General features: G+C 68.0%; 21 protein-coding genes. 6 read left to right on the forward strand and 15 right to left on the reverse strand.

The window, feature by feature from the left end:
• Window positions 1–8: 8 nt before the first annotated feature.
• The 7 genes from FB381_RS14795 to FB381_RS14825 all read right to left on the reverse strand — a co-directional run bounded on the left by FB381_RS14795 (window position 9) and on the right by FB381_RS14825 (window position 7,364).
• Window positions 9–272: a hypothetical protein gene (locus FB381_RS14795; RefSeq protein ID WP_141780992.1), complete on the reverse strand. Its 264-nt coding sequence runs from the start codon at window positions 270–272 to the stop codon at window positions 9–11.
• Between the two features lie 13 nt (window positions 273–285).
• On the reverse strand, window positions 286–546 hold the full coding sequence (locus FB381_RS14800) for a hypothetical protein (RefSeq protein ID WP_141780993.1): 261 nt from the start codon (window positions 544–546) through the stop codon (window positions 286–288).
• A 22-nt stretch (window positions 547–568) separates the two neighbouring features.
• The gene (locus FB381_RS14805) at window positions 569–1,138 is read right to left on the reverse strand and encodes a hypothetical protein (RefSeq protein WP_141780994.1); all 570 of its coding nucleotides are present in this window, start codon (window positions 1,136–1,138) and stop codon (window positions 569–571) included.
• Window positions 1,098–3,875, reverse strand: coding sequence for an FtsK/SpoIIIE domain-containing protein (locus FB381_RS14810; RefSeq protein ID WP_141780995.1), 2,778 nt, complete (start codon window positions 3,873–3,875; stop codon window positions 1,098–1,100). The genes FB381_RS14805 and FB381_RS14810 overlap by 41 nt, the downstream gene beginning before the upstream one ends.
• Before the next feature lie 48 nt (window positions 3,876–3,923).
• Complete coding sequence (locus FB381_RS14815) at window positions 3,924–5,081, reverse strand: hypothetical protein (RefSeq protein ID WP_141780996.1); 1,158 nt, start codon at window positions 5,079–5,081, stop codon at window positions 3,924–3,926.
• Between the two features lie 109 nt (window positions 5,082–5,190).
• On the reverse strand, window positions 5,191–6,804 hold the full coding sequence (locus tag FB381_RS14820) for an Hsp70 family protein (RefSeq protein WP_246088125.1): 1,614 nt from the start codon (window positions 6,802–6,804) through the stop codon (window positions 5,191–5,193).
• 101 nt (window positions 6,805–6,905) lie between these two features.
• Complete coding sequence (locus FB381_RS14825; protein ID WP_141780997.1) at window positions 6,906–7,364, reverse strand: nitroreductase family deazaflavin-dependent oxidoreductase; 459 nt, start codon at window positions 7,362–7,364, stop codon at window positions 6,906–6,908.
• Window positions 7,365–7,407: 43 nt separating this feature from the next.
• Here FB381_RS14825 and FB381_RS14830 point away from each other — a divergent pair, with 43 nt between their 5' ends.
• The gene (locus FB381_RS14830; RefSeq protein ID WP_141780998.1) at window positions 7,408–7,773 is read left to right on the forward strand and encodes a DUF4345 family protein; all 366 of its coding nucleotides are present in this window, start codon (window positions 7,408–7,410) and stop codon (window positions 7,771–7,773) included.
• A gap of 18 nt (window positions 7,774–7,791) precedes the next feature.
• Here FB381_RS14830 and putP read toward each other — a convergent pair whose 3' ends face one another.
• From putP to FB381_RS14860, 6 genes are all read right to left on the reverse strand, one after another.
• Window positions 7,792–9,300: a sodium/proline symporter PutP gene (gene putP, locus FB381_RS14835; protein WP_141780999.1), complete on the reverse strand. Its 1,509-nt coding sequence runs from the start codon at window positions 9,298–9,300 to the stop codon at window positions 7,792–7,794.
• A 172-nt stretch (window positions 9,301–9,472) separates the two neighbouring features.
• Window positions 9,473–10,693, reverse strand: coding sequence for a 2Fe-2S iron-sulfur cluster-binding protein (locus tag FB381_RS14840; RefSeq protein WP_141781000.1), 1,221 nt, complete (start codon window positions 10,691–10,693; stop codon window positions 9,473–9,475).
• Window positions 10,690–11,598, reverse strand: coding sequence for an FAD binding domain-containing protein (locus FB381_RS14845; protein ID WP_141781001.1), 909 nt, complete (start codon window positions 11,596–11,598; stop codon window positions 10,690–10,692). The genes FB381_RS14840 and FB381_RS14845 overlap by 4 nt, the downstream gene beginning before the upstream one ends.
• Window positions 11,599–11,602: 4 nt before the next feature.
• Window positions 11,603–12,382 carry an enoyl-CoA hydratase/isomerase family protein gene (locus tag FB381_RS14850; protein ID WP_141781002.1) on the reverse strand — a complete coding sequence of 260 codons (780 nt, stop codon included), beginning with the start codon at window positions 12,380–12,382 and terminating at the stop codon, window positions 11,603–11,605.
• A gap of 1 nt (window position 12,383) precedes the next feature.
• A complete protein-coding gene (locus FB381_RS14855) occupies window positions 12,384–14,786 on the reverse strand; it encodes a xanthine dehydrogenase family protein molybdopterin-binding subunit (protein WP_141781003.1) in 2,403 nt (800 codons plus the stop codon).
• Complete coding sequence (locus tag FB381_RS14860; RefSeq protein WP_141781004.1) at window positions 14,783–16,354, reverse strand: AMP-binding protein; 1,572 nt, start codon at window positions 16,352–16,354, stop codon at window positions 14,783–14,785. The genes FB381_RS14855 and FB381_RS14860 overlap by 4 nt, the downstream gene beginning before the upstream one ends.
• A 72-nt stretch (window positions 16,355–16,426) precedes the next feature.
• On the opposite strand from FB381_RS14860, the gene FB381_RS14865 reads away from it, so the two are divergent.
• Entirely contained in the window at window positions 16,427–16,960 is a 534-nt protein-coding gene (locus FB381_RS14865; protein ID WP_211352442.1) for a PadR family transcriptional regulator, read from the forward strand.
• Between the two features lie 206 nt (window positions 16,961–17,166).
• Complete coding sequence (locus FB381_RS14870; RefSeq protein WP_281285047.1) at window positions 17,167–18,378, forward strand: benzoate/H(+) symporter BenE family transporter; 1,212 nt, start codon at window positions 17,167–17,169, stop codon at window positions 18,376–18,378.
• A 9-nt stretch (window positions 18,379–18,387) separates the two neighbouring features.
• On the opposite strand, the gene FB381_RS14875 is transcribed toward FB381_RS14870, so the two are convergent.
• Window positions 18,388–18,816: a DUF309 domain-containing protein gene (locus tag FB381_RS14875; RefSeq protein WP_141781006.1), complete on the reverse strand. Its 429-nt coding sequence runs from the start codon at window positions 18,814–18,816 to the stop codon at window positions 18,388–18,390.
• Between the two features lie 113 nt (window positions 18,817–18,929).
• On the opposite strand from FB381_RS14875, the gene FB381_RS14880 reads away from it, so the two are divergent.
• The 3 genes from FB381_RS14880 (at window position 18,930) to FB381_RS14890 (ending at window position 21,396) form a co-directional block, all read left to right on the forward strand.
• Window positions 18,930–19,475 carry a YciI family protein gene (locus tag FB381_RS14880; RefSeq protein WP_141781007.1) on the forward strand — a complete coding sequence of 182 codons (546 nt, stop codon included), beginning with the start codon at window positions 18,930–18,932 and terminating at the stop codon, window positions 19,473–19,475.
• Between the two features lie 125 nt (window positions 19,476–19,600).
• Entirely contained in the window at window positions 19,601–20,380 is a 780-nt protein-coding gene (locus FB381_RS14885) for a class I SAM-dependent methyltransferase (RefSeq protein WP_141781008.1), read from the forward strand.
• A 35-nt stretch (window positions 20,381–20,415) separates the two neighbouring features.
• A complete protein-coding gene (locus tag FB381_RS14890) occupies window positions 20,416–21,396 on the forward strand; it encodes an ABC transporter substrate-binding protein (protein ID WP_141781009.1) in 981 nt (326 codons plus the stop codon).
• 74 nt (window positions 21,397–21,470) lie between these two features.
• Here the strand turns inward: FB381_RS14890 and FB381_RS14895 are convergent, their stop codons facing one another.
• Window positions 21,471–22,970 carry a tripartite tricarboxylate transporter permease gene (locus FB381_RS14895; RefSeq protein ID WP_141781010.1) on the reverse strand — a complete coding sequence of 500 codons (1,500 nt, stop codon included), beginning with the start codon at window positions 22,968–22,970 and terminating at the stop codon, window positions 21,471–21,473.
• Window positions 22,971–22,973 lie beyond the last annotated feature (3 nt).

Below are 22,973 nucleotides of genomic sequence, written 5' to 3' on the forward strand. Positions count from 1 at the left end.
GTCCTTACCTAGAGGCTATTGGCCCATGAAACGGCGGTTGCATCCGCAGCTTGAAGTTCACCGATCGTGTGCGCAAGCAACTCTGCGCAGGCGTTCAGGCTCGAGAGCGCCAGCCCCGGCGCCTCTTGACTCGTCGTGTAAGTCGTCCCTTTGAGCACTCGGATCGATTCCTCGAGATCGCCAATTGCCTCTGCCAGGAGACCACCGGCCTCCTCTGCGTGTCTGCTGCCTTCGGCGATCTCGCGGCGGACATCGTCGTACTCGTCCTGCATGACAATCCGACCGTCACAGTCCGTCGGCAAAGGTCTTCGATGCATCAGCTGCCTTCATCAGCGTGGAGATAGCACCGTCAACAGCGTCCTTGGCCTGCTGGTAGATCTGAGCGATCTCCTGGTCCTTCCCAGTGGCGGTGTTGCCGATGGACGCAAGAACACCCTGGGTGATCGAGTCGAACGCCTCTTTGAACTCGGTCAGGGCCGAGGCTGTGCCCTCGGACTCGGTGACGACCTGGCTGAGGCCAGCCTTCGCCTCTTCGATGCTTGACACTGATCTATCCCCTTCCAAGAAGTCACATCACAACAATGATGATGACGATGAGCAGCAACAGGACGATCCCTGCAGCAACAGCAATCAAACCTGCGTTCAATGTACGCGGCGGCGGCTGGTTACGAGCCGCTTCGAGAGCAGCACGGCGGGCCTCGAGGGCGTCGGCGGCGTCTCGGGCGGCTTCTGCCTGGTTGGCCGTGCGCACGCGGTGGTCTCCGATGGCACCGGCGAGGGAGACGACGGCACGGTCCTGGTCGTGCTCGGCCTCGGCGAGCGGACCGACAGCGCCCGCGATCGGCGCGACGGTGGCGGGGAGGCGGATGCCGAGGTCGGCCAGGTCTTCGGCGTCGAGGGCGCCGGCGGCTCGACGGTAGGAACTCTTCGCGCGCGCCAGATGCTCGGCGACCCGCTCCGTGTCGGCGCGATGACGGCGGTCGATGGCTTCGGCCTGATCCCGGGCGGCGGCTTCTGCGGCACCGCGTGCTCTCGGGGCATCCGATACGGCGACCGCCAACCGATCGAGTGCTCCGAGGTAGCCCTGATACAGATTCTCAGTCACGGGAGACCTCCGCGACGAGGCGGTCTCGCGCATCCGCGTCGAGCGGCGCGTACGGAATCATCTTGCGCAGGCCCGCCGACGTGGCGGCGTCCTCGAAGAGGGCGCGGTGAGCGGTAGGGGTCCATTGGGTCAGTGGACCGTGGATACGTTGGGCGATGTCTTCGGTGCCCTGCAGAAGCAGGGTGCCGTCGAAGGGCGCGTTGCGAAGCAGGCCGAGGTGGGCCAGGAACGTGGCCGGGTTCGACCACCACAACAGTGGATGTACGCCGGCGACCGGTGCACTGCGGAAGAACCCCTGGATGGCTTTCTCCGGGGCCGGCGCGACGCCCTCCTTGATATCGAGGGGGCCGACGCGGTCGATGTTGAAGCCCAGCAGATACAGCGGCGGCGCCTCCGCAGATCGCTGGGGCAGCTCTTTGGCCGCCGCGCTCAACCAGCCGATGATCTCGCGCTGAGGAACGACCACGGGCTGGTGGCCCAGGCCGGTGAGCGTCTCGACCCAGCCGGGTAGGTCGCCGAGCTCGCGGTCGCGCCCCACCAGAGCGTCGAGGATGACGAACTCGGCGGTGCCAGGGGCGTGCTGGAGGGCGAGCGCGAGACCCGCCGCCTGCAGCACACCCATGGCAGCGTTTTCCGCGGCGGCGTCGAAGTCGTCACCGGTGGTGCCGGCGCCGATGATCGCGAGCGCACGGCCGGGCGATGCCTCCAGCGTGAACGCGACCGGGCTCTGGTCGACGGTCAGGGGGCGTCCGAGCGGGATCCGCGGCGCTCGCCCCGCAGCCGTCTCCTTCCGCAGCGCGCGCAGCGCCGGGATGTCTTCGAGCAGCGAGCCCGCGGCAGAGCCGTCGAAGACGTTCGGCGGCGCGATCACACCTGTGCCGTCTGATCCGTCGGCCCGAGATGCGCGCGCATGGAGCTCGTCGCGAAGCCGGGCGAGCTGGTCGTCGTCGGCGGCGGCGACCATGAGGCTCTGGTTGGCCTCGAACGCTCCGTACTCCTTGTTGAGCACAGCCTCACCACGGAACCGGAGCCTCGCGGCCGCGTCGTTTCCCTGGCTGAAGGTGGCGACCGCTTCCTGTGGTGAGTTCTTCAGGCCGAGACGGATCGGGAACTGGGAGAAGACACCCTGGGACGAGCCGAGCAAGGTGCTGATGCCGGAGATCGACTGCGAGGCGAGGATGACGTGGACCCCGTAGGAGCGGCCACGGCGTACGACCTGCTCGAGCAGCTTCGCCGCCTGGGCGCCGACCTTGTCACCACCGTCGTCGAGCAGCAGGTGGAACTCGTCGACGATCAGCACGATCCGGGGCATCCTCGCCTCCGGGTTGGCCGCGCGGTAACGGGAGATGGAGTCGCCGAAAGGCTTGAACAGGCGAGCGCGGCGTACAAACTCCGATTCGAGGTGGGACAGCACCGCCAGGCCGAAGTCCTGGTCGGCCTCGATGCCCAGCACGCGCGCATGCGGCAGGAACTCGGGGCTCCCGGGGGTGGGTGCCATCGGATAGAGGGTGACACCCTCCTTGAAGTCGAGCAGGAACAGCTCGACCTCGTCAGCAGCGTAGCGAGCCGCGATGGAGTAGATGATCACCTTGAGCAGGTTGGACTTGCCCTGACCGACCGCGCCGGTGATCAGCGCGTTGTGCTTCTGCTCGCGATCGTCACCGAAGGTGATCTCGACCGGCTTCGGCCCCGCCTTGCCGACGGCGAACGTGATCCCCTCCGCCGAGGAGGTGGCCCATCCGGCATCCGGCTGGATGTCGGCGAAGGGTACGACGGGGAGCGAGATCTTCTCCGCCGCGACGGCCACTTCGCCGGCCACCTGGCGAGCCTGATCGGGGCTGATCTGCGGGATCAGGAGCTTCAGGTCGGGGCGACGTCGCCACACCAGGTCACCGGCCCCGCCGCCCGCGCTGGTGTCTTCGAGGTCGAAGGACTCCCCCAGGCCCCGGAGCCGCTCGAGGTCGAGCCAGTCAGGAAGCTCCAGGTCGGGCGCCACCTGGAAGACGAACGAGATCCCGTGTCGCGGTGCCACGTCGGCCAACAGCATCAGCCGCTCGTGCTGCGCCTCGGCGACCGAGTGTGGGTAGTCGTGGAGGGTGACCAGGTGGAATCGCTCGACGGACATGCCCAGCCGCGCACGGTGCTCGATCAGATCGCCGGGCACGCCCTGGAGCACGTCGCCGATGCGCGCGACTGTCGTGGTGAGCTCATCGATGAGGGCGTCGAGATCACGCGGAGTCTGGGTGTTGCGTACGAGGCCCTGGTCGACGTTGTTGAGACCGACGAACGGAGCCAGCGGGTTGCCGAGGCGCGGGTCGAAGGACCACAGGGCGAGGTCACCAGGTGTCGTGCCCAGCAGCGCTTCCGCCTGGATGTTGCGGGCGAACGCGTCGGTCACCGCGGTGTCGCCGACCACGGTGACGTGGCCATAGCCGAGCAACGGAACCACCAGGGGCACGTCGAGGTCGGCGTTGACCGATGCGTCCTCCCGGTCGGGTCCGATCAGTCCGAGCTCGATGTGCTCGGCCGCAGCCAGTGCTCCGGCCCTGCTCGCCGCCCGCAGGTCGGCCGCGGCCTCTCGAGCCGCGATGTGGGCGGCCGTGATCGTGTTGGTCGCTTTCGTCGCTGCGATCGCGGCGTTACGTCGCGCCGTGGCTCGGAGGGTCTGCTGCTCGCCGTCGTAACGCTGCTGGAGCGCGTCACGATCGGCCTGCAGCACCCCGAGCACGCGGGCGTGGCTCTGCTGCAGGAACGCGGCTGCTTGAGCCACCGGGCCAACCGGCCGGCTCTGGGGAGAGTCCGTCGTCGGGTCGCTCATCTAGAGCCCCGTCCTTGCCCAGGCATCGCCGAGAACCTTGCGGTTCAGCTGCCACTGTTGCGGATAGACCCGCAGGAAGAGAGCCGCGGCGAGCCCGATGTTGAGCACGAACGCGGCCAGGATCCCGAGGGTGTCGCCGAAGATCAGCGAGAGGATGAGCCACGAGAGCCAGATACCGATGACGACCCAACCGAGCACCCAGAGCACCAGGCTGCCCGTCGGCGCCATGAAACGGCGGGACCTGGCAGCGACGAGATCGGCACGCAGCCCGTCGCGGTGACGGTGGACCGAGTCGCTCAACGGAGCGAGTGCCTCGATCTCACCCAAGCGGCTCTCGATGTGGTCGACCTGCCGCTTGGAAGCGACATAGGTGGCGCCGCTCTGGTCGTTGCTCATCGCTGCCTTCGAGTCGGCGATCAGCACCCGGGCGAGGGCGTCGCGAGCAGCCTGGGCACCGGCGTGCTTGACGACCATCTGGCGAGCTTCGACGACGGCGTCCTTCGGTCGGTTCTGGTCGATCAGGGTGTAGGCGACCTGCGCGTCCCACGTCGGGTCGTCGGAGGAGAGATCGGCTGCGGCGCGGTAAGCGTCCTCGGCCTCGCTGTGGCGCCCCTCGGCGCGGAGGACATCGCCACGGAGTCCGGGGCCGGCCGCGTCGCCGGGCATCAGCTTCATCGCCTCGGTCGCCGCGAACTCGGCGTCACGGAAGTCGTCCTGAGCCAGCGCCGCGCGAGCCCGCAGCTGCCATGCCCGCGGATCGCCGGGGTTGGCGTGGGTGGCTTCCTTGGCAGCACCAGCGGCGTTGCGCGCTTCACCGGCGTCGAGGTAGTCGGCCGCTGCCTTGAGCCAGTCCTTCTGCGCACCGCGCTGCCGACTCTGCGGCGCAGACGCCTCGCTCTCGCGGTCCGCCGGCGCCGCAGACGCCTGGTGAGCGGCCAGCTCGGCGTCGTACGCCCTTCTCGACCCGGAGCTCTCGAAAGCTGCTTCCGCCTCGGCGATCCGGGCGAGCATCTGTTCGGCCTTCGAGCGTTGCTCGAGGCTCGGTGAGCCGGCTTGCTGGCGGTAACGGCCGCGGGTCTTTCGGACCGCAGCGCGGATCGTCTGCTCGTCGGCAGACTGCTCGATCCCCAACAGCGCGTAGAAGTCGATGAACGTCATCCCGAGGTCTACCCCACCCTTCGCAACCCGGACTCTGAGTTCGAACCTACTTGCCGATACGCGCCTGCGTCACCGAACACGATGAACTCGATCGGCGCAGGTGCCAACCTCAATTCACCGTGATGGCACGGATCTTTGCCTCCGCCAGCTCGACCTGCGCCGCGGTCAGATTGGCGACCCGCTCGACCTCGAAGGTGCCCAGGGACCGGTTGGCGGTCAGGTCCTCGAGCTCCACGAAGACAGTCTGGTCGACGTCGTAGTGATAGGTGATGCGCAACGGCGCCCCCTGTGGGTATGGCGGGAGCGAGAGCATCGACCTGCCGATCTCGACCACGAACGCCGGGTCCGTGTCGTCGCCCTGCGTGACCCGGACCTCGACCTGCGTCTGGCTGTCGTACGTCGTACGCACCTGGCGGCTCTCCTCGGCCGGGACCTTCGTGTTGCGACCGATCACCACGAGGTTGGCCTCGCGGTCGTGCTCGGCGTCTTCGAGCACGATGACCCCGAGCGCCTGAGAGGTGACATCGCGCACGGTCACGTCGCGTCCGCTGAACGGCGCCGGCCCGAAAGTCTGCTCGGGTGCCTGCTCGGGATGCCGCGTCTCGTCCGGGGCCGCGCCTTGCCCGGATGGCTGTGTGGACTGCTCGATCGCGGCCTGGATCGCGGCGCCGAGCGCGACCGCCTCGTCAGGGTTGATGTCGGTCGCCGGCTTCTTGCCCGAGAGGCTCGTGACCATCTCCCGGATCATCGGCATGCGGGTCGACCCGCCGACGAGAAGCACCTCGTCGACCTGCTTCCAGCCGATCCTGCCCTGGTCGAGCACGTCCTCGACCAGCTCACGGGTGCGGTTGAGGAGCGATCTGCACGCCTTCTCGAAGTCTGTGCGAGACACCTTCACGCGGTAGGGCTTGCCTCCGATGGTGACCGTCACGTTCGTCGACGCCACGGTCGTCAGCGTGCGCTTGGCCATCTCCGCCCGCTCGCGGAGCAGCGCCAGCGCGTCCATGTCGTCGAGCACACCGGTCGCTCCCTGCTCGGCGAGCTCGTCGGCGACGTACTGGATCAACGCGTTGTCGAAGTCGAAACCGCCGAGGTTGCGATCGCCGTCGGTCGCGACGACGTCGAAGGTCGTGTCCTGGATCCGCATCAGGGTCACGTCGAAGGTGCCGCCACCGAGGTCGTAGACGAGCACGGTGGCGTCGCGGGTCTCGTCCAGACCGTAGGCCAACGCTGCGGCCGTCGGCTCGTTGAGCACCCGCAGCACGTTGAGTCCGGCGATCTTCCCCGCCTGCCGGGTCGCGGTGCGACGGGCGTCGTCGAAGTAGGCCGGCACGGTGATCACCGCATCGGTGACGTCGGTATCGAGAGCGAGCTCGGCATCCTGCTTGAGCCGTTTCAGGATGATCGCGGAGACCTCTTCAGCGGTGTAGGTCTCCCCCGCCGAGGAGTCGAACCGCCAGTGCGGGTCGCCCATATGACGCTTGACGAACTGCACGACGTCGAGCGGCGCCGTCGCAGCCTGGTGCTTGGCCATCGCACCGACCAGTGGCTCGTCGCCGCTGCCGAAGTCTTGGAAGAGCACCACCGACGGGGTGGTCGCGTCACCGTCGGCGCTCGGCAGGATCACCGGCTCCCCGGTCGATTCCAGCACCGCCGTCGCCGAGAACGTCGTGCCCAGATCGATCCCGATCGCTCGCCCCATCTTGAGCTCCTCCCGAGTCACGCATCAAGCCTCGCCAGTGCCTCTCAACCTATCCTCATCGCGGAGTCACGGCTGGTGAACTCACGCCGGGCGAGCCGGCCCCACGTCGCGGCGTACGTCGGTCACTCGAGCTCCAGCGCGACCATCGGCAGCCCTTGGACCCGATGACCGACAGCGTCCTCGATCGCCCCGCGCAGGCGCTGCCAGGCTTTCGGGTGCGCGGCCTGATAGCGGCCGAGTGCCGCGGCCGACTCCTCCTCCGAGAGGAACCGTGCGTGAGCCGCGACGTCGGTGCGGTAGCCGCTGCTGACACGGCAGGAGGGGTTGGCGAGGAGGTTCTGATACCACTGCGCCCCGGTGCCGAAGCCGCTGACGATGACGATCTCGTTCGCGCTGGGACGCTCGACGACCTCGAGGCACACATACCGTGGCTCGCCCGAGCGACGGCCGATGTGCTCGAGCATCAGCATGCGCTCGCCGAGGAGTCTGCCGGCGCGATGGCGATAGAGCCAGATCGGTGCGCGCACGACCGCGCGGGTGCGCAGCAACCGGGAACCGACAGAGTCGATCAAAGAGGTCATCTCATGGAGACTACCCATCGAAACCGTCTGCGAAGGAGCCATCGTGGCCAGTGTGACCATCGCCGTGATCGGCGTGTTCTTACTCGCCATGGGCGCCTACGCCCTGGTCGCCCCGGCCGCCCTCGCGGCGCCGTTCAACCTGACCGCACGCACGCCCGAGGCCCGCTCGGAGATCCGGGCCGTCTACGGAGGCTTCGGGGTCGCCATGGCCGCCGTGCTCGGTCTCGCGGCCCTCGACGTCGGCGACATCCGCACGGGCGCGGTGACGACCGTCGGCCTCGCGCTCATCGGCATGGCCGCCGGCCGGCTCGTCTCACGACTCTTCGACCGGGCCGTACGCCTCTATCCCATCTGGCTCTACTTCGGGATCGAGCTGGTGGCGGGCGCCGCGTTGCTCCTGTGTGCGTGACGGCGCCCGCCGGGTTGCTCAGGCGCGCGCAGCGTCCTCGCGCGGGTCGTCGGCGTCGACCAGCCGGACGGCCTCGTCGAACTCGGCCTCGATCGCCGGGTTGGCCCGATAGGTCACCAGGCTGACGACGACGGCGACGAGGGTGTTGAGCGCGAAGCCCGGCACGATCTCGTACATCTGCGAGCTCAGCGCGTTGATATTGCCCCACACCACGACCGTTACCGCGCCGGTGACCAGACCGGCCAGCGCGCCGGCCGCGGTGAGCTTCCGCCACCACAGTGACAGCAGGATGATCGGGCCGAAGGAGCCGCCGAAGCCGGCCCAGGCGTAGGCGACGAGGTCGAGCACGCTCCCGGTCTTCTGCCACGCCAGCACGGCGGCGATGACCGAGACGGCCAGCACAGCCAGCCGTCCGAACAGCACCAGCTGCGACTGCGACGCGTTGGTCTTGAAGACCGCCTTGTAGAGGTCTTCGACCAGCGCCGAGGAGGTCACCAGCAGCTGGGAGGAGATCGTGCTCATGATGGCCGCGAGCACCGCCGCGAGCAGCACACCGGCCACAAGCGGGTGGAAGATGATCTGGCCGAGCGCGATGAAGACCGCCTCCGGGTCGGTGAGCTCGGCGTCGGGGTTCTGCCGGTAGTAGGCGATGCCCACAAGGGCGGTGCCGACGGCGCCGAAGAGGCTCAGCAGCATCCAGCCGATGCCGATCCGCCGAGCCGCGACCGCCTCACGTGCCGTACGCAGTGCCATGAACCGCACGATGATGTGCGGCTGCCCGAAGTAGCCCAGCCCCCAGGCGAGCGCCGAGAGCACACCGAGCGTGGTGGCCCCTTCGAGCATGCTGAGGTGGTTCGGGTCGACCTCCCGGATGCTGTCGGCGGTCGATCCGATCCCGCCGGTCACGAAGAGGCCCACCACCGGCACCGCGATCAACGCGAGCAGCATGATCGTGCCCTGCACGAAGTCGGTGTAGGAGACCGCGAGGAAGCCTCCGAAGAGCGTGTAGGCGACCACGACAGCGGCCACCACCAGCATGCCGGTGTGATAGCTCGCGTTGAAGGAGCTCTCGAAGAAGACGCCGCCGGCGACCATGCCGGAGGAGACGTAGAACGTGAAGAAGACGACGATGACCAGCCCGGAGGCGACCCGGAGCAGGCGCGAGCCGTCCTTGAGCCTGTTCTCCAGGAAGCTAGGCACGGTGATCGAGTTGCCCGAGACCTCCGTGTAGGTGCGCAGACGCGGCGCCACGACCTTCCAGTTGAGCCAGGCGCCGACCGTCAGGCCGACCGCGATCCAGCCCTCCACCAGCCCGGTCGCATAGATGGCACCAGGCAGGCCCATCAGCAGCCACCCCGACATGTCCGAGGCGCCGGCGCTCAACGCGCTCACCATCGGACCGAGGTCACGACCACCCAGCATGTAGTCGTCGAGATTCGTGGTGCGCCGATACGCCCAGGCGCCGATGGCGAGCATCGCGAGCAGGTAGGCCACCAGCGCGATCATTTGGTAAGTCAGGTCAGACACCGAGACTCCTTTGTCGGGGGACTCCGCAGAACCTAGACCTTGTGCCTGGTCGGGCGAAAGACCAGGCCGTACGCGGGCGGCGTCAGCACGCCGCGCGCGGATTCAGATCAGCCTGGCCGCCTGGGCCAGCCTGGGCCAGCCCGGGCCCAGCATGCCTCGCCAACCGCTCCGATCAGTGTCGACGCCAGACGCCAGACGCCAGCCGTCGGAGGAACTGTCGAACCCGGTCGACGATGGTGCCGAACAGCAAGGAGATCGCACCAGGCGGACGCGTACCCGCGGTTGGCTCCTCCTCCCCCGAGGCAGCCCGGTCCACGGCACGGGCGAACTCCTCGAACATCCGGCGGCTCACGTCACCGGCGAGCGACCGACCGAAACCCGCGATACGTCCGGTCAGGAAGACGCTGGCGTCTGCCTGCAGAGCGGTCCCACCGCCGTCGACTGCAGCTGCCGTCATGATGATCCGGGCCAGCGCCCCGCCGCCCGCGTCCTTGCCCTGCGCCTTCATGACGATGCGGTCGGCGGACTGTTCCTCGATGTGCGCGATTCCGTTGAAGGCCATCCGCATCGGGCCGAGGGCGATGCGTGCCCGGCCGCGGTACCAGTCGGCGCCGAGCTCGTCGGTCAGTTCCGCACCCGGCAGACAACGGGCCAGCAGCCGGATGTCGCCGAAGACGCGCGCCACCTCGGTCGGGTTTGAATCCAGCCGGCTGGTGACTTCGATATGGATGGTGGGGTCGCCGGCAGGAAGGTCGATCTCCTGAGGACGTTCAGCAGGCTCCTCGTCGAAGGTGCTCTCCGCCGAGATGGCGGCCGGGCCCGTCGCGGCGGCCGCGGTTCGTCCGACGAGGGCGCGCTTCCCGCAGTTTCCCGGAGCGGGAAGAGTTCCACGATGAGTCTGGGCAACATCATCGACGGCGTCGATGATGTTGCGGTATCCCGTGCACCGGCACAACACTCCGGAGAGCTCGGCGGGGAGGTCATCGCGCTGCACCCCGGGCTCATGGGTCAGCAGATCGTACGAGCTCATCAGGAAGCCCGGCGTGCAGAATCCGCACTGCAGTCCGTGGTGCCGACCGAACGACTCCTGCAGAGGATGAAGCTCATCCTGGCGACCCAGTCCCTCCACCGTGGTGATCTCGGCTCCATCCAGTTGGGCGGCGAACAGCAGACAGGCTCGCGCCGCGTCGCCGTCGACGAGCACCGTGCACATGCCGCAGATCCCGTGCTCGCAGCCGACATGGGTGCCGGTGAGTCCGAGGTGGTCGCGCAAAGCGTCGGACAGGGTGACGCGGGCCGGCAACGAGAGGTGGACCTCGGTGCCGTTGATGGTCAGATTCACCTCGACGGCCTGGTCGGCCTCGGTGCGGGCGTACGGCTGCGGCAGGTTCATCGGGAGCATTCCTCGGATTCGGAGAGTCTGGCTGACACGTAGGCGCGGCTCACCTCGCGTGCGGCAAGGGCGCTGATCAACTGGCGGCGGTAGGCAGGGCTCGCGTGGCTGTCGCCCACTGTGTCGACGACGTCCCCAGCGACGTCCGGCGTGTGATCGGCAAGCGCCGATAGCAGATCCGCCCGCGACGGATCCGAGCCGGTCCTCTGGAGTGCGGAGCGAAGCTGCTGCGACACATCCACGGTGACGGGTACGTCCGAAACGCCGAAACAGGTCAGCCGCGCCTCCACCGACGCTTCCGACGTGTGCACGCGAACAGCCACGCCCGCCAAGGCGAAGTCGCCGTGCCGGCGGGCGAACTCTCCGAAGCCGAACCCCTCCCCCCGCTTCGCGACCGGGAAGATCACCTCCGACAAGAGCTCGTCCGGCTCGATCGCCGTCGAGAGCGCACCAGTGAAGAAGTCGGCAGCAGGCACCTGCCGGGTGCCGTGGCCAGTCCTCAGCACCATCGTGGCCCCCAGACAGGCAGCCACCGCGGGAAGCTCTGCTGACGGGTCAGCGTGCGCGATGCTGCCGCACACGGTGCCACGGCTGCGGATCTCGCGGTGGCCGACCCATGGCAGGGCCATACGCGCGAGCGGGACCGCCGCAGCGATCTCCTCCCGCTGGAGCTGTCTCTGACGGACAGCGGCACCGACTCGAAGAGACCCGCCGTCCCGGGAGAGCTCGCCCAGCTCCGGCACCGCGTTGATGTCGATCAGCTGCGTCGGCCGCCCGAGGCGCATCGCGAGCACCGGCACCAACGACTGCCCACCGGCGATCACCTTGGATCCGTCACGGGACAGCTCGGCCACCACATCGGCGACGGTGCCGGGTCGGACGTACGCGAACGGCGCGGCCTTCACGTGATCACCGGCCCTCGAAGCGCGGAGGACGCTTCTCACCGAATGCGGCGACCCCTTCGGCGAAGTCGTGACTGGCCCTCAGCATCGAGTAGGCCTTCCGCTCGAGCTCGATACCGGTGTAAAGCGGGCCGTCGACACCTCGGTCGAGCACTTCCTTCGCGGTTCGCATCGCCATCGGCGAGTAGCCGAGCAGCTTGCCCACGACCTCGTCGACGGTCTTCTCCAGCTCCTCGGCGTCGGCGCAGCTGTGCGACGTCAGGCCCCAGTCGAGCGCCTGCTGTCCGGTGATCCGCTCGCCCGTCAGGACGTGGTACTTGGCGCGGGAGAGCCCGATGAGCCGGGCAAGACGCTGGGTTCCGCCGCTTCCCGGAATCATCCCGAGCTTCATCTCCGGCAGCGCGAAGCGAGAGCGGTCCGTCGCGATGCGGATGTCGGCCGACAGCGCGAGCTCGAGCCCGACGCCGAAGCAGTAGCCGTCGATCGCGACGATGACCGGCTTGGGGCTGCGGGCCGCCGCCGTGACGTCTTGCCCGAGGTCGGTGAGGTCGACGGGTTCCACCTCCATGAACCCGGCGATGTCGCCGCCCGAGGTGAAGTGCTCCCCTTCGGCGCGGATCACCACCACTTGGACACGATCGTCCGCGTCGATCTCGGTGAACCGCTCCGCCATCACCCGACGGGTCTCCATCGTGATGATGTTGTAGCGCCCGTGGTCCAGGATCAGGTGGGCTACCCGCCCGTCGTGACTGTGCTCGAGCCGGATCTCGCCTCCGGTGAGTGGCATGTCAGTTTCCCTTCGATGTGGTGAGCAGTTGGTGCAGTACGTTTCCGTGCAGCGGCAGCGAGTCGACCGTGACGCCCTCGCCGCGAAGCGCGTCGGCGACGGCGTTGGCGATCGCGACCGGGAGGCTCATCGAGCTGCCCTCACCGCAGCCCTTGGCTCCGAGCCTGGTCAGGGGCGAGGGTGTCTCCAGGTGGTCGCTGGTCAGCGGGAAGACCGACTCCGCCGAGGTCGGGCACAGATAGTCCATGAAGGTTCCCGCGGTGGGCTGTCCCGCGTCGGAGTAGGTCACCTCCTCGAAGAGTGCGCCGCCCAGTGCCTGGGTGATCGCCCCGTGCACCTGGCCCTCCAGGAGCGTCTCGTTCAAGATCGTGCCGGCGTCGTGAACGGTGGAGAGGTCCTCGATCCTCACCGTCAGCGTCTCCCGGTCGATCCGCACGACCACGACGTCGGCGACGAAGCCATAGCAGAGACTGGAGTTGATCTGGTCTGTCCGCGAGGCCGCCTTCGACTGCGGGGGTGTGTACGCCGCCTCCTCGTAGAGCCGGGCCGAGAAGCCGTCCGGCAGGGAACCAGGATCCCAGTGGATCAACCCGGCGGCGTGCCGGAAGGCGATCGACCGCTCGTGGTCGTCGATGAGCCGCACCATCCCGTCGGCGAGCTCGAGCCGCTCGGGCTCGACCTCGAGGAGCACGGAGGCGGCCACCTTGATGGACTCCGCGATGCGGTCGGTGGCCTCGAGCAGCGCGCTCGTCAGGAGCGGGGAGAACCTCGAGGAGTAGCTTCCCGAGCTGATCGTCCACGGCGTGGTGGCGGTGTCCATCTCCACGCGCGGGCGCACCTGGTCGCTCGGCAGACCGAGGTGTTCGGCGACGATGTCACGCGCGACCGTGGCGTGCCCCTGCCCCTGGGGAACCGTCCCGAGAAGCACGCTGACGATTCCTTGGGGGTCCACCGTGACGCGAACATGCTCGGTCGAGCCCGACTTGCCACGTTTGGCGGTCCGGTCCTGGACGGGCGTGGCCAGTCCGACGTAGCCGATGTTCGTCGCCGAGGGATCGACGACAGTCGCGAGGCCGACCCCCATCCACTCGCCGTTCTCCCGGGCGACCGCCTGCTCCTTGCGGAGTCGCTGGTAACCGACGTTGTCGAGAGCGAGATCGAGGGCTCGCTGGTAGTCCCCGGAGTCGTAGATTCCGCCGCTCGGGGTGGCGTACGGGAAGGCGTCAGCCGAGACCAGATTGCGCCGGCGGACCTCCGCGGGGTCGAGCCCGCGCTCGCTGGCGATGTCGTCGATGAGCCGCTCCAGACCGAAGTAGAGCTGCTGCCCACCGAATCCGCGGTTGAGCCCGGTAGGCGCCTTGTTCGTGACCACGGCGCGTGCCCGGATGCCCACGGCGTCGATCTTGTACGCACCGGTGATGTTGCCGAAACAGCGGTAGAGCGTGCTCGGCTCCGGAGGCCTCATGTAGGCGCCGACGTTGTCGACGAGGTCGACCCGCAACGCACTGATCACTGCGTCGTCGTCGACAGCGGCCTCGAACGTCATCACGCGGTCGGAGCCGGCCGAGCTCGCGACGAGGTGCTCGAGCCGGTCCTCGGTCCACCGCACCGGCCGGCCCGCGTGCTTGCTGGCCAGGGCCATCAGTGCGATGTAGGGGTAGACCGCTGACTTGATCCCGAAGCTGCCGCCGATGTCGGCGGGAACCACCAGACGTAGCGACGAGGTCGGGATGCCGAGGGCCCCGGCAACTACCGGCGCCATCGAGAACGGACCGTGGAAGTTGGCGTGGGCGGTGATCTCGGGGCCGCCCGGGCCGTCGCGCCAGTCGGCGACGACGACGTAGCACTCCATGGGCGTGGAGGAGTAGCGAGGGAAGGAGTATCTACGGGTGATGACATGGGGTGCGTCGGCGAAGGCAGACTCGACTCCGCCGAAGGCGAACTCGCGGTCGGTGGCGACGTTGCTGGCGGACTCGTCGTGGAGCAGCGGGGCGTCCGGCAGAAGGGCGTCCTCGGTGCGTACGACCACCGGAAGGGGCTCGTACTCGACCTCCACCAGTTCCGCGGCGTCCTCGGCCAGATAACGATCGGAGGCCACGACGACCACGACGGGCTCGCCCACGAAGCGGGTCTTGTCAGTAGCCGTCGGGTAGTAGGGGTGGGGCGTCTTCACCGACAGCGGGAACGGCTTGAGCGTCGCCAGCACCTCCTCGGGCCCGATCACCGCAGCCACGCCGGGCATCCGCCGGACCTGGTCGAGGTTGATCGAGCGGATCCGGGCGTGCGCATGGGGGCTGCGGACCACCGCCGCCACGAGGGTTCCCGGAAGCGGGTCCAGATCATCGAGGAAGCGCCCCTGACCAGTCAGCAGCGCAGCGTCCTCGACACGAGCGAGACGGTTCACGCGGGAGCACCTTCCTCGGTGTCGGCAAGAGTCTCGAACTCCCCCTCGGTGAGGCGGCGGCGCAGGATCTTGCCCACGGCGGACTTGGGGATCTGGTCGACGACGACATACCTCTTGGGTCGCTTCAGCGACGGCAGGCCCGACCCCTCCCGAGCGAACTGCTCGACCTTCGAGAGCGTTGTCTCTGCCGAGTCCTCGAGGCGTCCGACAATGAACGCGGTGACTGCCTGGCCCCACTTGTCGTGCGGGGTCGAGGCGACGATGACCTCTTCCAGGTCCGGGCAGCCCGCGAGGGCATGCTCGATCTCCTCGGGGTAGAGGTTCTCGCCCCCCGAGTTGATCATGTCGTCGACGCGGCCCGAGACCCACAGGTCACCGTCCTCGTCAGCGACGGCAAGATCATTGGTGAAGTACCAGCCGTCGCGGATGGCCTTGGCGTCGGCGTCGGGCCGGTTCCAATAGCCGGCGAACGCCTCGGGGCTGTCCAAGGAGGCGATCACCTGACCGCGCTCCCCGTCGGCCACTATCTGGTCCGGGCTCGCCCCGGGGTCAGGGTCGACGAGCCTGATCCTGGAGAACAGCCCGGCTCTGCCGGCACAGCCAGGCTTGCTGCTGTTCTCGGGGCCGACCGTGAACGTGTAGATCTCGGTGCTGCCGTAATGGTTGACGAAGCGTGCGGGCTCGACCGCCTCCACGAGCCGTCGCGCGAGCGTCGGGGTCATGGAGGCGCCGGCGTAGGCCAGATTGCGGACCGACGGCGCCTCGCCGAGCCGGTCACCCTGCATCAGGGTCCAGTACATCGTCGGGACGAGGTAGAGCGCGCTGACCTGCTCGGCGAGGATCAGCTCGAGCGCCTCATCAGCATCGAACCTGGCCTGCGGAACCCAGGTCCCGGCTGACAGCACGCTCGCAAGCAGCGTACGGAGGCCCATCGTGTGAAACAGGGGCATGACGCCAAGGGTCGCCTCCCCCGGACCGTGCCCCGTCTGGACCAGGTGTGCCAGAGCGGCGTAGTGCTCAGCGCTGTGTGTTCGTGGAACGCCCTTGGGCTTTCCGGTCGTCCCGGACGTGTACAACATGACGCTGATGTCGTCGATCCCCGGCTTGACCGGAACGACCGTGTTCGACGCCCGCTCGGCAGCACGCGCGATGGAGGGGATGCCAGCGGGCGCGTGGTCTCGATGACCCGCCCACACGAGGGGCGGAGGCTCCGCGACCATCTCGAGGGCACCGACGACGAGGTCGTGGGTGTGCTCGTCGACCGCGATGAGTGCGGGATCGCAGTCGCCGATGCAGTATGCGAGCTCCTCGGGGCTGACGCGGGTCGAGAGCGGCAGGGACACGACCCGGGCCTTCTGGGCAGCCAGGTGCAAGGTGGCCAGCGGCTCACCGCCTTGAAGCATGAAGATGGCGCGGCTGCCCTCTGTCGCTCCGAGCTCGTGCAGGGCATGGGCATAGCGCTCGGTGCGCGCATTCCACACGGCGTACGACATCGGCGCCGAGCCGCCGACCGCGCGGCGATGCGGATATCTCTCGGTGGTCCACCGGAGGGCCGTCGCAAGATCCATCATGCCCACTCCTATCGTATATTTCGCATCGTCTGTTTCAGACGTTGAGGACCCTACGATACGCTTCGGACCGTGTCAACGCCGAAACTGACCCCAACCTCCTACGTCGTGCTGGGCATGGTCTCGATGCGAGGCCCGTCGACGTCGTACGACCTCAAGCGCGCAGTCAATCGCTCCGTCGGCTACTTCTGGCCCTTTCCGCACGCGCAGCTCTATTCCGAGCCGAAACGACTGGTCGACCTGGGCCTCCTGGAGGTGCACCAGGAGGAGGTCGGCCGGCGACGCCAGCTCTACTCATCAACCCCGGCAGGTCTCGACGCCCTCAAGTCATGGCTCAGCGAGCCCACGACCGAACAGATGCAGGTGCGCGACGTCGCCGAGCTCAAGCTCTTCTTCGGCGAGTTCGCCAAGGCCGAGGACATCCTGCAGCTGGCGCGAGAGCAGATCGAACAGCACCGCGAGCGCGTCGAGGTCTACGCCGCGATGCAGGAGCTGTTCAAGGATCGTGAGGACGTTGCCGATCGCATGGTTCCCTTAGGGCTCGGCCTCGCCATGGAGCACGCCGCCCTCGACTTCTGGGAGAAGCTCGAGAAGGAACGCAGCTAGCCAGCCGGACCGAAACAGCCACCCTTGACAGCACCGGGGAACAGCCCTAGGTTGCGATAGTCCAAATCAGACGGTCGCTTCCAGACCGTACACCGTCTGTCATCGAGGTGGCCCCCATGACCAGCCCCACCACTGGCCCAACCAGCCAGCCCACGTCCCCAAAGACCCGCACCAATCGTTCCCTGATCGAGCCGGGCCCCGGACTCATGTCAGGCCTTCGCGATCTCCGACACCACGTGAGTCTCGCGCCGGTGAGCGCCGGCCTGGTAGCCGCCATCTTCGGGTGCACCGGCCCCGCCCTGATCATCATCAACGGCGCCGGCGAAGCTGGGCTGTCCGAGGAGCTCATCACCTCGTGGATCTTCGGGATCTACGTCTTCGGAGGGCTCATCTCTGTGGTTCTCGGACTCCTCTACAAGATGCCCGTCACCGGCGCATGGAGCATCCCTGGCGCGGTCCTCGTCGTCGGTGCTCTCGCAGACTTCGAGTTCAGCGAGATGGTCGGCGCCTTCTTGGCCGCAGGAGTGCTCGTTCTCGCGCTGGGTCTCACTGGGCTGCTGCCTCGCCTGGCCACCTGGCTACCGGTGCCGATCGTGATGGCAATGATCGCCGGCGCACTGATCCGCTTCGCCACCGGCGTGGTGGACGCAGGTATCAGCACACCGGCCATCGTGATCGCCGCGGCGGTGGGCTATCTCCTGCTGACCCGCTTCGTCCGGTCCGTGCCCGGGGTGGTCGGTGCATTGGTGTTCGGTGTCGTCGCCTCGCTGGCCACGGGAGCCTTCGGCTCCACGGAGGCCGACTTCACGTTGTCAGCCCCACAGTTCGTGGCGCCCACGTTCGACGTCAACGCCATCGTGGCGGTGGCCATCCCGCTCGCGGTGCTGGTGATCGGCGCCGAGAATGCCCAGGCCACCGGCGTACTGATGGCTGAGAAGTATGCGCCTCCGGTCAACGCGATGACGCTGATCAGTGGCGTCGGAGGGATCCTGGCGTCGCTCTTCGGTGGCCACAACGCCAACATCGCCGGGCCGATGACCGCCATCTGCTCCTCCGAGCAGGCCGGCGAGAACAGGGACGGCCGCTATGTGGCTACGGTGGTCAACGGGGCACTGTTCGCCCTCTTCGGTGTCTTCGCGGGGGTGGCGGTCGCCCTGGTTTCGGCCCTGCCCCCGACGCTGATCGCCGCCGTTGCCGGGCTGGCGATGATAGGAGTGCTGATCTCGGCCTTCCGCGGCGCATTCGGCGGGGCGACGTTCCAGACCGGTGCATTCACCGCACTCGTGATCGCCATGAGCGGCGTGACCATCCTCAACATCTCCGCTCCGCTCTGGGCACTGCTCGGCGGAGTCCTGGTGTCCCTCGCCATCGAGTCCAAAGACTTCAAGGCAGGTGCTGACGACCACCCCGACCGTTGATCGGACGAATCAGTCGCCGTGCACCCGCTCCCGGGCACACGCGATGAGTGCTGAGAGGTCGAGGCCATAGGTCGGGCCGCTCCCCCGGTCGTACGCCTCGAGCCGACGCGCAGCACGCTCGATGAGCCGCTCGGCGCCGACGGCGTTGCCGCGCTCGTGGTGGGTCAGGCCGACGCACACCTGAGCCAGCCCCTGCCACAGCTCGCGCTCCTCCTCCGGGCACGACTTCCACCGCACCTCGAGAGCCTCGTGGGCGGCGAACGGGCGGCCGGCCTCGAGCAGCTCGCGGGCGTAGGCCAATGTCTCTGCCGGCGGCAGCGGCGTTTCGGAGATGGGCTCGACACCGGGCGAGCCATAGGGCAGCGGCCGGCCCAGGGCGTCGCGCGGGCGGGCCTGCTCGGCACGTCCTCGGTCGTTTCGATCGCGATCGGCAACCATGTCGTTCCCCTTCCGTGCCGGCCGACTCCACCCTACGGACCGTCTCGACGGACCAGCTCGACGCCCGAGATATTCACGTTGCGCGGAGCGCGCAGCCGAGCAACTCTCAGGCCATGGAGTTCTTCTGCTTTCACCGCGACCGCCCGGGATCCACACCGCTGCGCACCCAGATGGCCGAAGAGCACTGGACCTACATGGACCGGTTCGCCGAGACGATGATCGCCAGAGGTCCGACCTTCACCGGCGAGGACACCCTGACCGGAAGCGTGCACATCCTCAGCCTTCCTGACGCCGCCGCAGCTCGCGCGTTCGCCTACGAGGAGCCCGGCTACCAGGCCGGCGCCAGTCGGGACGTGACGCTGCGGCGATGGCACAACACCCTCGGGCGCACGATGTGGGACTTCAGCGGCGGCAGGCCTGAGCTCAACCGCTACCTCGTGCTCGGGTTCACCGAGCCTGCGACCCACTCCCCCGACCTCCCCCGTGGCGAAGAGCTGATCGCCTGCGGACCCCTCCTGTCCGACGACGGCGCCACCACGCTCGGGGCGGCCGTGCTCCTCCAGACCACCGACGCACAGTCGGCGCGGGCGGTGCTCTCCCCTGATCACTTCCTCGGTGTCGAGGTTCACCAGTGGGAGTTCGGCGGGCGTCCGGCGTAGGTCTAGCCCTCAGATCTGCCACGACGGTCAACGGTCGCACCGTCGCCCGCGATCCCTATGCTATTGCGAACTCTTTGCATTAGAGTGGCGACCGTTTCCGACCCCACGCCAGAAGGTGCACCCTGATGACCGCTGCAGCGACCTCGACTCTCACCCAGGCCCAGGCTCGGACGTGGCTCGAGCGATGGGACCGGCAGCAGGAGTACTACATCCCCGATCGCGAGCAGCGCTTCGATGTGGTGGTCGACGTGGTGGCCGATGTCGTGCATCGCGACGACCCGCTGGTGATCGACCTCGGCATCGGACCCGGCTCGTTGGCACACCGTCTCCTCGACCGGATCCCGGGCGCGAGCATCGTCGGGGTCGACGCCGACCCGCTGCTGATGCGGCTCGGCGCCACGGCCCGCCCCGACGACCGGATCCGCACAGTGCTCGCCGATCTGCGCTCTGCCGGGTGGTACGACGAGCTCGGCCTCGAGCGCGCACCCGATGCGTACGTGAGCTCGACCGCGCTGCACTGGATGGACCGGGGACCGCTGCGCGACCTCATCCACGTCTGCCGCCGCAACCTCACCCCTGGCGGCGTCTTCGTCGACGCCGACCACCTCTACGAGTCACCGGAGCGCACCTCGCGCCTCGACCTGCTCGGCCAGGCACTGACCCAGCAGCGCATCGAGCGGGCTGGCGTCTTGGAGAACGAGGACTGGCAAGGCTGGTGGGACGCGGTCGAGGAAGCGCCTGAGCTGGTCGGCCTGGTCACCGAGCGCGACGGCGGTCTCGACCACACCATCACCGATCGCGCCACGGCGGGCGACTATCTCGACTTCCTCGGCGAAGCCGGCTTCACCGACGTCGGGGTCGTATGGCAGTACGGCGACGACCGGGTCGTCGTCGGACTCGCCTGAGCATCCACCCGCCGACTCCTCGACACCAGAGATCGATGCGCCCAGCCGCCTTCATCGCCATCGCCGCCCTCACCGCAGGGCTGCTCAGCGCCTGTGGCAACGAATCCGAGACCGACACCACCGGCACCGCCGACGGCTACCCGGTCACGGTCGAGAACTGTGGCGTCGAGGTGACCTTCGACAAACCCCCGGAGCGGGTCTTCATCGCCAACAGCGCCCCGGTGCAGTATCTCGCCAGCCTGGACCTGCTCGACCGCCTGGCCTCTCGGGCAGGGCAGTTCCCGACTGCTTACTACTCCTCCGAGACCGCTGCGGCCATCGAGAAGGTGCCGTCGCTCACCGAGAAGCTCACCCCGGACGGCCACCTCAACATCTCCCAGGAGGAGATCATCGCCCAAGACCCCGACCTCGTGCTCGGGCTGCCCGAAGGCATCACCCGGGAGTCGCTGGATGCTGCAGGCATCCCCGTGCTCGTCGAGCCGAGCTTCTGCCCAGATGGCATCGACCGTCCCGGCTACGACGTCGTCTACGACCAGATGCAGCTCTACGGAAAGGTCTTCGACCACACGGACCAGGCCGACGAAGCCGTAGCGACGCTCCGCGAGCGGATCGAACAGGTCGAGGCAGGGCTCCCGCGTCAGGAGGAACGCACAGCCGCAGTGCTCTGGCCCTACCGAGGCCAGGGCACGGTCGGCGCGTACGGGAAGCAGAGCATGGCCGACCCACAGCTGACCACGCTCGGCTACACCAACGTCTTCGGCGACGTCGACCAGCGGGTCTTCGAGACCACCATGGAGCAGCTCCTCGACCGCGATCCGGACATCATCGTCCTGCTGCACACCGACGGCACCGAGGCCGAGATCGAACAGGCGCTCCTCGACCTGCCCGGCGCGGACCAGCTCACAGCAGTACGCACCGGGCAGGTCATGGTCCAGCTGTTCAACTTCACCGAGCCGCCGACACCGCTCGTCCTCGATGGCCTCGAGCACATCGCCGCAAGGTTCAACGGGTCGTGACCGGCGTCGCCGAGCACTCCTGCGAGGCATCGAAGCCCCCGCCCAAGCACGCCCGTTGATGAGCGCCTCGAGTGCTACGAGACGAGGGAGCGAGCCTGGCGGCGGGCGACCCAGGAGGTTCGGGCCATGCCGCCGACCGCCGCCGCGACGAGCGCGAGGATGATCATCGTGACCGGTCGGCCGAGCAGATATGTCGGATCCCCGTCGGAGAAGGCCATCGTCTGTCGGAGGGACGACTCCAAAGTCGGCTGCAGCACGACTGCCAGCACGAATGCGGCCATGCTGAAGCCGCTCGAGCGCAGCAGGAAACCGAACACGCCGGCGGCGAGCATCACCACGACATCGAAGGTGGAGTTTCCATCTGCGTACACACCGATCGTGCACAGCCCGATGATCAAGGGCATCATCACATGGGGAGGCACCGAGAGCAGCCGCGTGAAGAGTCCGACGAGCGGCAGGTTCAGGACCAGCAGCATCAGGTTGCCGATGTACATCGCCGCGATGACGGTCCAGAACAGCTCCGGCTGGTCGTCGACGAAGGTCGGGCCGGGAACGATGCCGTTGAGCAGCAGGGCGGCGAGCACCAGTGCCATGGTCGGGGCGAACGGGATGCCCAGCACCATGAGCGGGATGAACGCGGCTCCTGCGGCTGCGTTGTTGGCGGCCTCCGGTCCGGCGACGCCCTCGACGGCCCCGTGACCGAATCGCTCCGGATGCCGGGAGACACGCTTCTCCGTCACGTAGGACGCGAAGGTCGAGAGCACGGCCGCGGGCCCCGGCACGAGGCCGAGCAGGAAGCCGATCACCGAGCCGCGCAGAGCCGCGGGCCCGGCCCGGCGAGCCTCGGCACGGCTCGGGAGGAGCTCTCGCAGTCTCGGCGCCTTCACCGCCTGGGCCGGCCGCTTGCCGCCGACGATGGTCAGCGCCTCGGTGACACCGAACACGCCCATGACGAGCGCGGTGAAGCTGAAGCCCTGGGCCAGGGTGGTCGACCCCATGGTGAACCGCAGGTCGCCCCCGACCGGGTCGATCCCGACCGTTCCGACGGCGAGGCCGAGGCAGATCATCACCAGAGCGCGAGCGGTGGATCCGTGCGACAGTGCCGCAAGGAGCAGCAGGCCAGCCAGACACAGTGCCATGTACTCGGGCGGGCCGAGCTTGACGGCGACCGAGCTCAGCGCCGGCGCGAAGAGCATGAGACCGACGATGGAGAGCGTGCCGGCGACGAACGAGGACACCGCGGCGATGGTCAGAGCCGGTCCCGACCTGCCCTTCTTCGTCATCTGGTTGCCGTCGAGCGCGGTGACGACCGAGGACGCCTCACCGGGAATGTTGAGGAGGATCGATGTGGTGGATCCGCCGTAGGTGGACCCGAAGTAGATGCCGGCGAACAGGATGAGCGAACCGGTGGGACCGACCTGTGTGGTGACGCCGAGCAGTATCGACATCGCTCCGATCGGGCCGATGCCCGGCAGCACGCCGACGAGCGTGCCGAGGACAACACCTGCGAGAGCGAGCAAGAGGTAGGTGGGGTCTGAGAACGAGGCGAAACCCGCGCCAAGATCGTGAAGCACGTT

The sequence above is a fragment of the Nocardioides albertanoniae genome, assembly GCF_006716315.1.
In the GTDB taxonomy this organism is placed as follows: domain Bacteria; phylum Actinomycetota; class Actinomycetes; order Propionibacteriales; family Nocardioidaceae; genus Nocardioides; species Nocardioides albertanoniae.